At 41.0% G+C, this 12,505-nt stretch carries 14 protein-coding genes; 3 read left to right on the forward strand and 11 right to left on the reverse strand.

The window, feature by feature from the left end:
• Window positions 1-42 precede the first annotated feature (42 nt).
• Complete coding sequence (locus tag ACNO7B_RS09445; protein ID WP_417901452.1) at window positions 43-1,203, forward strand: ROK family protein; 1,161 nt, start codon at window positions 43-45, stop codon at window positions 1,201-1,203.
• Window positions 1,204-1,249: 46 nt separating this feature from the next.
• Here the strand turns inward: ACNO7B_RS09445 and ACNO7B_RS09450 are convergent, their stop codons facing one another.
• The 3 genes from ACNO7B_RS09450 to csaA all read right to left on the reverse strand — a co-directional run bounded on the left by ACNO7B_RS09450 (window position 1,250) and on the right by csaA (window position 5,124).
• Entirely contained in the window at window positions 1,250-2,857 is a 1,608-nt protein-coding gene (locus ACNO7B_RS09450; protein WP_046343760.1) for a glycoside hydrolase family 43 protein, read from the reverse strand.
• A gap of 24 nt (window positions 2,858-2,881) precedes the next feature.
• Entirely contained in the window at window positions 2,882-4,273 is a 1,392-nt protein-coding gene (locus ACNO7B_RS09455; protein WP_417901453.1) for a glycoside-pentoside-hexuronide (GPH):cation symporter, read from the reverse strand.
• A gap of 518 nt (window positions 4,274-4,791) precedes the next feature.
• Window positions 4,792-5,124 carry a chaperone CsaA gene (gene csaA / locus ACNO7B_RS09460; protein ID WP_417901454.1) on the reverse strand — a complete coding sequence of 111 codons (333 nt, stop codon included), beginning with the start codon at window positions 5,122-5,124 and terminating at the stop codon, window positions 4,792-4,794.
• 244 nt (window positions 5,125-5,368) lie between these two features.
• Here csaA and ACNO7B_RS09465 point away from each other — a divergent pair, with 244 nt between their 5' ends.
• On the forward strand, window positions 5,369-5,848 hold the full coding sequence (locus ACNO7B_RS09465; RefSeq protein ID WP_007500681.1) for a hypothetical protein: 480 nt from the start codon (window positions 5,369-5,371) through the stop codon (window positions 5,846-5,848).
• On the opposite strand, the gene ACNO7B_RS09470 is transcribed toward ACNO7B_RS09465, so the two are convergent.
• The 8 genes from ACNO7B_RS09470 to ACNO7B_RS09505 form a co-directional block, all read right to left on the reverse strand.
• Window positions 5,845-7,470 carry a YndJ family protein gene (locus ACNO7B_RS09470; protein WP_417901455.1) on the reverse strand — a complete coding sequence of 542 codons (1,626 nt, stop codon included), beginning with the start codon at window positions 7,468-7,470 and terminating at the stop codon, window positions 5,845-5,847. The genes ACNO7B_RS09465 and ACNO7B_RS09470 overlap by 4 nt on opposite strands.
• Window positions 7,463-8,068: a DUF4166 domain-containing protein gene (locus ACNO7B_RS09475; protein WP_035391769.1), complete on the reverse strand. Its 606-nt coding sequence runs from the start codon at window positions 8,066-8,068 to the stop codon at window positions 7,463-7,465. The genes ACNO7B_RS09470 and ACNO7B_RS09475 overlap by 8 nt, the downstream gene beginning before the upstream one ends.
• On the reverse strand, window positions 8,031-8,912 hold the full coding sequence (locus tag ACNO7B_RS09480; RefSeq protein WP_417901456.1) for a hypothetical protein: 882 nt from the start codon (window positions 8,910-8,912) through the stop codon (window positions 8,031-8,033). The genes ACNO7B_RS09475 and ACNO7B_RS09480 overlap by 38 nt, the downstream gene beginning before the upstream one ends.
• 151 nt (window positions 8,913-9,063) lie before the next feature.
• On the reverse strand, window positions 9,064-9,636 hold the full coding sequence (locus ACNO7B_RS09485; RefSeq protein ID WP_417901457.1) for a TetR/AcrR family transcriptional regulator: 573 nt from the start codon (window positions 9,634-9,636) through the stop codon (window positions 9,064-9,066).
• A gap of 3 nt (window positions 9,637-9,639) precedes the next feature.
• On the reverse strand, window positions 9,640-10,359 hold the full coding sequence (locus ACNO7B_RS09490; RefSeq protein ID WP_417901458.1) for an MBL fold metallo-hydrolase: 720 nt from the start codon (window positions 10,357-10,359) through the stop codon (window positions 9,640-9,642).
• Window positions 10,360-10,397: 38 nt separating this feature from the next.
• Window positions 10,398-10,874, reverse strand: coding sequence for a GyrI-like domain-containing protein (locus ACNO7B_RS09495; protein ID WP_417901459.1), 477 nt, complete (start codon window positions 10,872-10,874; stop codon window positions 10,398-10,400).
• A 54-nt stretch (window positions 10,875-10,928) separates the two neighbouring features.
• Entirely contained in the window at window positions 10,929-11,153 is a 225-nt protein-coding gene (locus tag ACNO7B_RS09500; protein WP_417901460.1) for a WYL domain-containing protein, read from the reverse strand.
• Between the two features lie 8 nt (window positions 11,154-11,161).
• Window positions 11,162-11,851 (reverse strand): helix-turn-helix transcriptional regulator, encoded by a 690-nt coding sequence (locus tag ACNO7B_RS09505; protein ID WP_417901461.1) that lies wholly within the window; start codon window positions 11,849-11,851, stop codon window positions 11,162-11,164.
• Between the two features lie 118 nt (window positions 11,852-11,969).
• On the opposite strand from ACNO7B_RS09505, the gene ACNO7B_RS09510 reads away from it, so the two are divergent.
• Window positions 11,970-12,494, forward strand: coding sequence for a hypothetical protein (locus ACNO7B_RS09510; protein ID WP_025207492.1), 525 nt, complete (start codon window positions 11,970-11,972; stop codon window positions 12,492-12,494).
• Window positions 12,495-12,505 lie beyond the last annotated feature (11 nt).

The raw sequence follows: 12,505 nt of genomic DNA on the forward strand, positions 1-12,505 counted from the left end.
TTCTTCACTTAATCTAAAGACGAAACAAATGGAGTGGATACAATGGATATTGCGGATCAGAACTTTGTGAAAAAAATAAATCAAAAGCTATTGCTAAACGAAATTCTGCACCATGCACCAATTTCCAGAGCAAAATTATCTGAACGCACTGGGTTAAATAAATCGACCGTTTCTTCTCAAGTGAGTACATTAATGAAAGAACATCTTGTTTATGAAATCGGTCAAGGCGAATCTAGCGGCGGAAGAAGACCCGTGCTTCTCATGTTTAATAAACGTGCAGGTTACTCTATCGGCATTGATGTCGGTGTTGATTATGTCAACGGCATTTTAACAGACCTTGAAGGGTCGATGATTCATAATGAGCAGCTCAAGCTCCCATCCAGCACACCTGATGTGACCGTCCGTATTTTAATTGAATTGATTCAGCAGTTACGTTCACACATTCCTTCTTCTCCATACGGGCTGATTGGTATAGGGATTTGTATACCTGGTCTGGTCGATGCAGATGAACAAATTGTGTTTACGCCTCATTCAAAATGGAAAAATGTCGATCTAAAAACAAGTCTCCAAGACACATTCCAAGTACCGGTTTTTATCGAGAATGAAGCAAATGCCGGTGCGTACGGTGAAAAAATCTTTGGTGCTGCTAAACATTATGACCATCTGATCTATGCAAGTATCGGCACTGGTATTGGAATAGGCATCATTATCAATCATCATTTATATAGAGGCACAAATGGTTTTTCTGGTGAAATGGGACATATGACGATCGACTTTAATGGACCGACATGTAGCTGCGGAAATCGTGGTTGCTGGGAACTGTATGCATCTGAGAAAGCACTGTTCCAATCGCTCCAAACAGATGGTCAGCCATTCACCTATCAAGATATTGAGCGGCTGGCGAAGTTAAATGATATGAAGACACTCAATGCCTTGCGTAACTTTGGCTTTTACATTGGGGTAGGTCTCACAAACGTTCTGCATACCTTCAACCCACAAGCCGTTATTTTACGAAACAAGGTCATTGAATCTGAGCAGGCCGTTCTAAGTATCATTCAAGATGAAGTATCCTCTAGAATGGATGCACAATTCAGCTCACGGGTGGAGCTGCTTCCTTCATCATTAGGACAAAACGCACCAGCCTTAGGGATGACATCTCTTGTCACTGAAGCTTTTTTGCGTGATGTCACGCCTTCACCATAATGGAATACATGTTAAAGAGAGACAGCCTTTAGAGTGTTGTCTTTTTTTATTCAGTTGTTTCTTCGTATCGAAAATACTTAAAATCGGCAGGCAGACGTTCGCCGCTTGTGTCTTGGCACTGCATTCCGACAAAAGCCCCTGTAAAGAACCCCCCTCCTCGAATAAAATCATCTGATAAATGAGTCGATTCAAGCGGTACATCTATTTTTTCCCACTCTTGTTGATCAAAAGAATAAGAATACGTGTACGTCTCTTTCTGAACGGTCACTTTTAAATACACATACGGAATCTCGTCTGGGATGATGATTTTTTTAATTAGCGGCTGAGAAAAGGCCAGATTTTCACACACAGATAATTCAAGGATACGGCCAAGCGCCTCGTCATAAGTCACCTGAAGTGCCGTCCAATTTTCCGTATTATAATAATTCACAAGACCTGCCGCTTGCTGAAAGTTTTTCGGAAAGAAGGAAACCGCTGTCTCTGCTTCAAAATAAAAGCTTTGCCAGCGCCTCGCAACAAATGCTTGGGTAAATTTAGACGTTAAAGATTCCTGCCCATACAGCCTTAAATGATGAGGATTTTCCGTCACTGAACCAATCTGATCCGTAAATGGGATTCTTAATGTTTGAAAATGTCTATTTAACGATGAATCTTTAAATTCATCGACTATGTGATAGGTTGGAGAGAACTCTTTTACGCTCATCGCAGGCGCTTCAACCTCTAGGAGCCCCTCTTTTCCGCCTACCACATACGGCCAGCCATCTTTCCATTCAAGCTTTTGTATGGCTGTCTCTCTTCCTAAAGGGCACCAGCCTCTTTGCTGAAAAATGGATTCCTTACTTGAATGAATTGGGCGGCCAGTCAGATGAGCCATATACCATTCATTTGTATGCGTTTGTACAATGGAAGCATGCCCGCATTTTTGTAGTGGATGGCTAGGCGCATGAAAAGCCGTTAAAATTGGGTTGTCAGGATGAACCTCGTACGGCCCATCAATACGCGAGGAACGGGCGATTGTGGCTGCATGTTCGTAACGCGTGCCCCCTTCAGCTGTTAATAAATAATAGACATCATTGATGTAATAAAGATGCGGAGCTTCTGTCAGTTTGATTGGCGTGCCTTTAAAAATGACCTTCCGCTCACCAACTAGTTTTTTTTCAGATACACTATATTCCTGCAAGGCTATACCTGCAAAAGAATGATGTTTTTCTCGATGGTCCCACAGCATATTCAACACGTATTTCTTTCCGCTTGGATCATGGAACAAGGAAGGATCAAACCCAGAACTATTGAGTCGAACCGGATCGCTCCACTCGCCATCTACTGCATCAGCTGTGACCAAATAATTATGACCATCCTTAAACGGACCATCTACTACTTTAATATCAGAATAGATGAGCCAAAACTGACCATCCGCATAACTTAAACACGGCGCCCAAACCCCGCCGGAATCTGGATTTCCTTTCATATCGAGTTGAGAAATTTTTTGCAAGGGACGCGCGGCGAGCCGCCAGTGGACGAGATCCTTCGAGTGATAAATTTGCACCCCCGGGAACCATTCAAATGTAGAAACCGCCATGTAATAGTCCTCTCCCGCACGGCAAATACTTGGGTCAGGGTTAAACCCTTTGAGCACTGGATTGGTAATGTTCATTGAACTTCCTCCTCTTTCAGAGAGCTACATTTTAAAGTCGTCCATATGATCGATATACACCTTATCTCTATTCTCAAGCTCTCGTATGACTTTTTTATGTTTTTCTTCATCTAGGTTATAAAAATTAATATCAACCATCGCTAAAATGAGTAAGCATACAGGAATCACCGTTGTCGTGATTAAAATGCCCAGTAAAGCTTCTGGTGTTTGCACTTGATTTGCAATATAACCAAATCGGTCAAGGACAAGCCCTGGAACGATGCCGCCTAAGGCCATCCCAAATTTAAAGAAGAATCCAATCACTGCGTAAATCAGTCCACCCATTCTTTTCCCTGTTTTATATTCGCCATATTCAACGGTTTCAGGAATGAGTGCCCACATGTAAGCACCTGCTGTAATACTCCCTGCAGCCGCAACGAGCCTGAAAATAAGTATTAAAGTGATTTGACTCGGCGGGATCACAAGTAAGGCAAGAAGGCCTACAATATTCAGCAATAATGAATAATTCAGCAGCTTTTTCTTTCCTAACAACTTGTGTAGCTTAGGAATAAACGGCAACACCATTAAAGCTGGCAGACTGCCAATCAGGCCGTACCACTTCACTAAATCTTCTCTGCCGAGGTTATACGTCACATAATAGATCCCGACTGAGTTGCTGATCGAGTTCACACCAAAGATAATGATAAAAAATATGCTTAACACAACAAGCGGACGATTCACTCGTAACTGGACAAAGAGATCACTGAACTTGATCTTTTCCTCTGGCTTTTGAAGCGTGACGCGCTCATTCGTACTTTTAAAACAGAAAATCAGTAATCCGCCCCCAAGTACGCCGAGAAATGCCATCGTGATCTGCCAGCCAAGTGCTGTATTTCCTGTTGTATCACTCAAAAACGTCGCAAGAAACGGAACAAAAAAAGCAACCACTAAACCACCGAGATTTGCAAAAAGCATACGAACAGACGTAATACTGACGACCTCTTGGTTATTTCTTGTCATTGCGGAAGTTAAAGCACCATAAGGAACATTGATGAACGTGTATGTAAGCGATAAACCAACATACGTGATGTACGCATAAATGAGTTTTCCCATTTCGGAAAAATCCTGTGTCGTAAAACAAAGAATGGCAAGAACGGCAAAAGGTAACGCACCAAATAACAAATAAGGTCTAAACCGGCCAAAACGGCTGTTCGTTCGGTCAACCATCGCCCCAATAAACGGATCTGCAAGCGCATCAATGGCCCGAACCACCAAAAACATCGTCCCTGCTGCTGCTGCTGATAATCCATACACATCCGTATAAAAAAATAATAGATACGTAGAGACAGTTGCATAAATTAAATTACATGCGAAATCTCCTGAAGCATACCCCACTTTTTCAGACATACGAATCTTCTTTAAATTCTCACTCACCATGAGTTTTCTCCCTTCTTCACTTAGCCTCTTCTAGCGGACAGATGGTGCAGGGCAGCAGCAATCAATAGGTCGAAAAATAAAGCGCTTTCAATTTGTTGTAAAAATGAAGCTGAACATCTCTTTCTTTCAGCTTAGCCCACACAGCAGCAAATCATTCCCTTTAAACAATAGATCAATAGATGATCGCTATCTTAGTTTATCGATTAAACAAACTAAGATGAATTCATTTTATAAAATATGATCTGACTTTTCAATATTTTTCGAAAAAATAATCCAAATAATTGATTTCTTGTCATTTTTTCTAAGATATGAGGAGATGAACCTTCTTTTTATCTTCCAAAAACAAAGAGAACTCAAATAATGGTTGCATTCATACCAATCCCATGCTATATTAATCAAGCGATGAGCTGAATTGTGTAAGCCGGGTAACACGTCTCTTTGAGACACACACGAATGTGGCGTGTGGTTATTCCGCCTCAATACGCAAAAGACATCTTCTGATGAAGATGTCTTTTTTCTTACCCTATTTTGGTGCCATTTTCAACCGGCTCATCGGTGGCAAGCAGGACAACGTCTTCTTTTGACGGCATGCCTCCTAAGACAAGCACCTCTGATTTAAACCCGGCAATTCTTCTTGGCGGGAAATTGACCACTGCAATAATTTGTTTCCCAGTGAGATTCTCAGCCTGATATCGTTTTGTCAGCTGTGCACTAGATTGTTTTATGCCAATCTCATCCCCAAAGTCAATCTTCAGCTTGAAAGCAGGCACTCTCGCTTCTGCAAAGAACTCTGCTTCTACTATCGTCCCAACACGAATGTCTAATGCTAAAAACTTTTCAATATCTGCCATTAGAATCTCTCTCCCTTTCAATCTTTCATAAAAGATGACCACTTGTCTTCCACTAATTTCTTAATTGTAGCACACCCTACTCTTCTAAAAGAAAGGGTTAAAAAGACTATTCATTGAAAATCCTTTTTAGTTTACATAATCATTTTATAGTAGTCTATTAAATATTTGCATCATGAAAATGAATTCGGTAAAATGGCAAATAATCCTACTGCTTCCTCCCAAATATATCAGGGAGGGTTAACACTTGTTTACATTATCAGATATGTGGACGTTTTGCTGGTCGTTTTTCGTCATTCTTCCTATCGTTGCCATCTTGCATCAGCTGGGCCATATTGTGGTCGCATGGCTGTTTGGAGCAAAGGTTTCGTTTGCACTTGGCAGAGGCAAAAAAGTATTGAAAATAGGCGTCGTTGAAATTAGAAGAATCTATTTTCTAGATGCTTTTTGCCATTATGAAGAAATGAGGAGAAATAACCGTTTCTCACACATTCTTGTCTACTTAGGCGGATCATTATGCAACCTGCTCAGTGTTCTCATATTGAATACAATGATCGCCAACGATTTCCTGCCAGAGCATCAATTTTTCTATCAATTTGCTTACTTCTCAGTCTACTATGTATTTTTTGCTTTACTGCCAGTACAGTATGCAGATCATCATCCGAGTGATGGGCAAGCGATTGTGAACATCATTCGTCACGGTGAACCATGCGACATCATTGACTAAGATGAGTGGCTTTCACTGTCGATTTGATACTGAATCGTTAAAAAAGGAATACCGAATAGCTTCATTTGATGAATCGCTGTGAGACTTTTTTCCGTCTCTGCTTTCATATGAAAGCTTTCTTCCATTGGCAGTTTCATGGTGATGAAAGACGTATGCAAATACAATCCTTCATCACCCGTACTGCCTTTTGGACTTTTACTTTTTAATAGAAAATCTTCCTTTTCATTCAAAGGTTTTAAAATTGCCGTAAGCTGTGAAAAAGGAAGCGGCAAAGCAATATTCATATAGACTGTCTCTTCATCATGGTGCTGAGCATAGAGCGCATAAAAGACTTGCTCGCCTTTCTCATTGCGCCTGACCCACACACGTACATTCTCCCTTTCTTCAAGAGGATGTTGAAATCTTGAAAGACTCCCCGACATTTCATATGGCATTCGTGATGACCCTAAATAGAGCTGTCCTATTTGTCTAAAAACAGGTTGAAGCAAAAAGACAAACGGCCTTACCCACCAATGAAAACAGACGGCTGCTTTTAACGTAAAGGACATCGGGTCTTCATAAAATCTGCGAATAACAGGTGACACACTCTCTGCTGAAAATGCCTTTCCATTTAATTGGTCAAGAGAATCGACTAAACCAATCTTCTCATCATGCTGCAAGTGGTCATGTTGAAAAGACATGATCTGAAAACGACCGTGAACTCTCGATACCGGAAAATCCTTCTGTTTCAATCGATCAGCTGGTCTTTCAATCAACCATCCAATGAGGCCTGGTAAAATAACCAAACTTGCATTGATACTGCCATGAAACCAAATCATTTGATCCATGCTGATGTAGGTAACATGTAAAAGCATTCCGGCAGAATAAAGGAATGATAGGACAATGGTTCCCATTAACATGATGCTAGAAAACACAACGAACCCTTTTGCAACAGTTGAACGAAAAGAAGTTGTCATACATAAAACTCCATACAAATAAAGTGCGATCACATACAAAATGACGCTGAACGTATCAAACAGGCGAGAATAGCTGATTCCCACAGCAATCATCACTGGCGCCAGTAAAATAACCCAGCCACCCACTTTGTATAACGTCGTCTCTTTTTTCCGCTGCCTTCCTAATAAGCCATAAAAGATTGGGATAAAAAAAGCCGAATAATGAAAATGAATAGCGGTCAAAAGAACAATCATCGGTGAAAATGTCATCACTTGTATATCTGCTATGTACAGCCAGAACCAAAGCCCACCTAGAGCGATATACATACATGCGCCATCGATCATCAGCTCATGAAGCGGATGGGCCCCTCTTTTCAGCAAACGGGTGAAACCAAATAAAGCCAGAATCATTGTAAAGAAAAGCCATCCCAATGCAAGCCAAAGAGAATGATAGATGAATGCGCCTGTTGCACATAGAGCTGCTACTGGAAAGGCTTTCATTATGAAGCCGATCAGCCCCTTCTGCTGCCGTTTCTTCTCTTCCTGATAAAAAAAGTGTAAGAAAGCGGGAAGAAAAAATAAAATCGCAATCAAAACAAAAAATTCTGGTATGGGAGCTGTCGTCAAACGGGTAACGAGAAAGCAAGCCATCAACACGATGCTACACATCAAATGCCATTTATTCATGAGATGACACCCTTTCCGTAAACCGGCCCTTATACGTAAAAAGAGTGCCAAAAAGGCGATTTTTCACTTGAACATCAATCGTATACTCACCTGCATGCTCATCGTACCCTTCTGTTACATCAGATTCACCGTAAAGCCAAGAAGGCAGTGGCCACTCCCGCCCAAACAGCAAAAACTTTTGCTTACCTGATTGAATGTGCAAGAATCCTTTTTCCGTGACTGTAAAATGAAGCTCTGACACAAGAAGCCTAGGTTTTCCAAAGTAGTCTAGTACTTGATGGCTCTTCTGATCAATGATCATATCTGCATCAAAATGTCTTTCCTTGTCAGGAAAATAGAACGTTCGAAACCAGTGCATCCCTTCTTCTCCCTTACTTGTCGTAAAAGGCTTGTTCACAATTTGGAAGGGAATATTTCGCCCTCTTTCAGGAAAAAAACAGCGAAACAATGGACCGATTTTGAATAACAATCGGATGAGCTTTGTCCCGCCTCCTATTTCCTCCATGATGCCTTCGGCCGTAAACGCGCGGTTATAACGCTCTTTTAATGCTGGATGCAGCTTATCGTAGTCTTTTACTTGATGATGATGAACGACCATGTCTACCTCCCCTTTTTCGTTTGATCGAAAACACATCTACACAATCTTTTAAATTGATCATTCCTGCAACGGATAAAATGAAAAATGCACTCAGCACCAGCGGCTCGTGCAGAGTCGTTTCTGGCGATAAAATCCCTATACCAAGCATCAGTAGCAGAAAAATGCTTTGAAGGATGAATATATATTTTTTTGGCAGTTTAGGCATGAGCCATGATACACCTAATAGCGCATAAAACAATCGAAATCCGGTGCTATGATCAAAAGCAGAAGGTGAAAAAGGAATGATCGCTTGACATAACCAGACGATAGCAAACAACAAACAAATGCCATAATGGGCAAGTGTTCTCTCTAGCAGCAACCGGGGATGCGTGCCCTTTTCAAGCCACGTCTTTAATGCGCCAAAGCTAAAGGCAGTCATAAACCCCATCATTGGCCGAAAAAACAAACGGTCTGCCCACTTCCACCCTTTTCCTTCCTTTGTTTCATAATCAAATTGGGTTTGAAACACAATGTGATCATTCGATTTCATGTATTTCCAATACCCTCCGCCTTCTTTGATGAAAGACAAAGGGTGTGATGATTTAAATTGAAGTGAGGATGCTCTTTCATGACGCTCATCCTTCACGCTCGTTCGATACGCTCCTGTCCCAGTTACACTAATGCCGAATCCAAGGTGTTTCTCATACAAAAAGGATTGGGGTTGTTCATCACTAGGTCCATTTAATGAAATGGTTGAAAATCGCAAATCCCATTGTTCATGAAGCTTTGGATTTTGCGTATACTCCCATACTTTTTCAATAGGTGCTTGAATGGTTGTTTCCACATAAACAGGCTTTCTTTTCATCTGCCTCTACTCCTCTATGTGAATTATTTCACATAATAAGCATACCATGTTTCACAAAACTGTCAAATCTTTATTGGTTTTTCGCCCAAAAAATGTTTTGATTTGTTTACATCTCCTTCATCATATCGGTTCGATACATAAAAAAGACCTGTCAATGAGACAGATCTTCTTGCTCTTTGATGCCTGCAATATAAAGACGGACCGCATAGCTCACACTATCTTCAAGCTGTTCTTTCCGTTGAAATCCTTTTTTGTTTGAAATATCTCCAAAGCCGTGCAGTAAGCTTCTGAGCCCTCTGACGACATGCGTCATGTCCTCTTCTTTTACACCAAAACGAGACATGATGGATTGGACAAAATCAGCAAGATTCTCTGCAGCCACACTGACTTCTTTTTCATTCATATGTGAAAAAGCAGCTTCATAAAGACCGGGATGCTGACGAACAAATTGAACATATTGTCTTGCAAATGCTAAAACAGCGTCTTCTTTTTCCAGCCCCGCTGTTACTTGTTTGCCGGCCTCACAAAGCATTGTCAGCCCCTTGACAGCAAGAGCTGCCTGTATTTCATGAAGACCGGATATATGGTTGTAAAGAGATGGTGGTCTGATGTTAAGCCGTTTGGACAATGTAGCAATGGTCAAAGCGGAAAAGCTCTCTTCATCGACAAATTCGATGGCAGATTCAACAATTTTTTCTTGTGTGATACCCATTCTTGGAGACATGGCTTACTGTCCTCCCTTTTGTAGCTGATGCTTCCTTTTTTCGATAGAGGCTCTGAGCTTTGCCTCAGGCTCTATGATGAGATCACCATGTCCTGCTGCGAGACAAGACAAGGGAAATGCCAGTAATTTTTCAGCGCTTTTTAGTGCTGTTTGTGCATCCCAAGTGGCAAAAGCCGAGAATGGGAAGGTGAAGCGAAACTCACCCGTTACAAATAAACCGCCTTTTGTCACAACTGCATCACCCGCAATGACAACCCCTGACTTTTCATCGTATAAAGAGATGCTTCCTGGTGTATGTCCTGGTGTGGCAATGACTTTAAGTGACCCAATCTCGTCCCCTTCTTCAACAAGCACGTCTGGTTTTGTGAGAATGTCTTTTGAAAAACTGCCTTTGACTTTTTTCTTCGGTTCACCAGGAAGTAAAGAGAAATCGCCAGCAAACAGGCGAGCATCTCGTTTCGATAAATAAACAACTGCCTCTGGAAAAGCCTTTTTCACTTCATCTAGTGCGCCAATATGATCCATATGACTATGAGTCAGAATAATTTTGTTAATGGGTTTGTTTAATTGATGTGCAAATTCAATGATCGAGCTTGCTGCCATTTTCAAAGCTGCATCAATTAAGATGAGTTCATTCTCTTCCTCAAATACATAACAATTTACCGGAAAAATACGTGGCATGAGTGTAAGCTGGTGCAAACGGTCAAATGTTGTCAATCTCATCTTGTTTTCCCCCTAAAACTAATGTCGTTAGTTTTATATTAACTAATAGTATTAGTTTTAGCAACTATTTTTTCATCGACTGCTATATAAATATCAATTTGTGCTTCTTTTGGATCAATCGATCGTTCGTCGTACCATTCAAAATCGCCAGTATATGTTCGCAAGTGACGCTGATCCCAGCTCCAAATCTGCTGCCATGTTTCAAACACAACCTCTTCAATCGGGCCCTTTCTCGTTTGAAATCTTGCGTAGGTGGAGCCTGGAATCTCTTTTGCATCTTGTGCTAGTTGCTGGTCAACCAATTGCCCCGCTGTGAACAAATAAGCGCCATTTTCATCCTTTTCATAATCTGAATACAGCCCTATGACTGGCGCATGGCCCCCGTCGAGCTGCTGCGTGAAAAATTGCTGCCAAAGCGGTGCAATCTTCCGCTCGTTTGTTTGCTCCATTTCATTTGTTGTTCGAACAGATAATCCCTTGATCCATTGTTTCTGTAAAATCACGATATCGTACATACATTCTCATCTCCTTTTTTTCCATCATATAAAAAGAAACCTGACAACATTGTGTCAAGTTCCTTTTGGTTTTTGAAATTGTTTCAACTTTAGATCAAATGCTTCCCGAACGGATAGCGGAGAGACAATCTCGACATCTGGCCCTAAATAAAAAAGAAAGCTATATAACCAATCATCCTGAGGCAAAGTGATTGTGGCAAGATACGTACCATCTGCACATACGGTGAATTCATTTTCATCTATCCATTCCTTCACTTTACCAACAGAATCTTCAGTCAACCTGAGCGTTAGTGTACTGACGGAAGGTTCTTCGTGCCAAGAATCATTCCAAGGCTTTTCTCATTTTTTATTCGTTTAGGAAGAAAAGATACTGAATGCGTGATAAGGTCTGACATTCTTTTGAGTTTAAACAGACGAAACGCTTTTTTTACGCAGCAATACGCATACAAATACCAGTGTCTTCCTTTTAAGACAAGTGTATAAGGCTCTACTTTTCTAGGAAGTGTTTCGCCTTTTGCATTGCGATAGGTGAACTGGATATATTGATGCGCTGAGGCAGCGGTATGAATGAGCTGGAGCTTCTTTTCTAAGTAGCTGTCTTTCCCCCAAGAGCTTAAATCAATAAAGACATGTTGCTGTTTCTCATTTTGAGGCGGGATCAGGGATTTCATTTTCTTTAGTACATGTTCACTTTCTTTAAAGGTGTATGCACTCGTAATGCTTTCAAGAGCTGTTAAAATCAGTTCAATATCATCATCGGTGAATAATTTTTTCTCTAGACGATAGTCGTCAACGAGTGAAATTCCACCCCCTGCGCCTTGTTTTGTGACAACTGGAATCCCCGCTTGATTAATCGTATCAATGTCACGGTATATGGTTCTTACGCTCACTTCATGTAGTTCAGCGAGGTCTTTCGCCTGTACTTGCCGTTTGCTAATCAGTATCATCACAATGGACAAAATGCGATCGATTTTCATGACTTTTCCTCTTTTTCATAAATATAGGTTTTGATTTGATAAAAAAAGAAAGAATGGTAATGATAAGTAACAGCCAGCATTCGTTTACATCCCTGCCTGTGCAGGAGGAGGTTGCATCATGACACATCACGTATGGCAGTTGTTCATGATCGGGATCGTCATGCTCGTCTGGATCATCATTCGAATGAATCGAATGAGACGCTATCAGCTTGTGCGCCCGGTGAATCTTTTCATGAGAATGTATGTATTTAGTCTGACTGCCCTTATTCTCTTATCAGAAGGATGGCAAAATCACAGTATTTTTATCTATGCCGTCATTGGCATGATCTTCGGGAGCAGTCTCGCCATCCACGCCTATCAGACGATTCAGATGAAATTAGAAAATGGCCGGCTGTATATGAAAACAAGTAAATGGATTGAAAGCTTTATTTTATGTTTGTTTTTATCTAGGCTTGCATTTAAATCGGTCAATCTGACAACACATGCGATCACCAAAATGGATATCGTTGAATTGTATCAGCATATTGTCAGCGATGATGCGCTGACAATACTCAGCTTTTTCCTTCTAGCGGCTTACTATATTGTGTTTTCTTATCAAATGATGAAAGCAAATAAACGATCAACCCAAGTACATCATGCATAAAAAACCTTCCT

The organism is Bacillus sp. AK25 (assembly GCF_048270685.1).
Lineage (GTDB): Bacteria > Bacillota > Bacilli > Bacillales > Bacillaceae > Bacillus > Bacillus altitudinis.

Excerpts from the sequence above, each read along its gene's own strand:
- ACNO7B_RS09510 (WP_025207492.1), top strand. The coding sequence starts at position 11,970 with ATGACACATCACGTATGGCAGTTGTTCATGATCGGGATCGTCATGCTC.
- ACNO7B_RS09480 (WP_417901456.1), bottom strand. The coding sequence starts at position 8,912 with ATGAAAAGAAAGCCTGTTTATGTGGAAACAACCATTCAAGCACCTATT.
- ACNO7B_RS09495 (WP_417901459.1), bottom strand. The coding sequence starts at position 10,874 with ATGTACGATATCGTGATTTTACAGAAACAATGGATCAAGGGATTATCT.
- ACNO7B_RS09485 (WP_417901457.1), bottom strand. The coding sequence starts at position 9,636 with ATGTCTCCAAGAATGGGTATCACACAAGAAAAAATTGTTGAATCTGCC.
- ACNO7B_RS09490 (WP_417901458.1), bottom strand. The coding sequence starts at position 10,359 with ATGAGATTGACAACATTTGACCGTTTGCACCAGCTTACACTCATGCCA.
- ACNO7B_RS09470 (WP_417901455.1), bottom strand. The coding sequence starts at position 7,470 with ATGAATAAATGGCATTTGATGTGTAGCATCGTGTTGATGGCTTGCTTT.
- ACNO7B_RS09475 (WP_035391769.1), bottom strand. The coding sequence starts at position 8,068 with ATGGTCGTTCATCATCATCAAGTAAAAGACTACGATAAGCTGCATCCA.
- ACNO7B_RS09455 (WP_417901453.1), bottom strand. The coding sequence starts at position 4,273 with ATGGTGAGTGAGAATTTAAAGAAGATTCGTATGTCTGAAAAAGTGGGG.
- ACNO7B_RS09445 (WP_417901452.1), top strand. The coding sequence starts at position 43 with ATGGATATTGCGGATCAGAACTTTGTGAAAAAAATAAATCAAAAGCTA.
- ACNO7B_RS09505 (WP_417901461.1), bottom strand. The coding sequence starts at position 11,851 with ATGAAAATCGATCGCATTTTGTCCATTGTGATGATACTGATTAGCAAA.
- csaA (WP_417901454.1), bottom strand. The coding sequence starts at position 5,124 with ATGGCAGATATTGAAAAGTTTTTAGCATTAGACATTCGTGTTGGGACG.
- ACNO7B_RS09450 (WP_046343760.1), bottom strand. The coding sequence starts at position 2,857 with ATGAACATTACCAATCCAGTGCTCAAAGGGTTTAACCCTGACCCAAGT.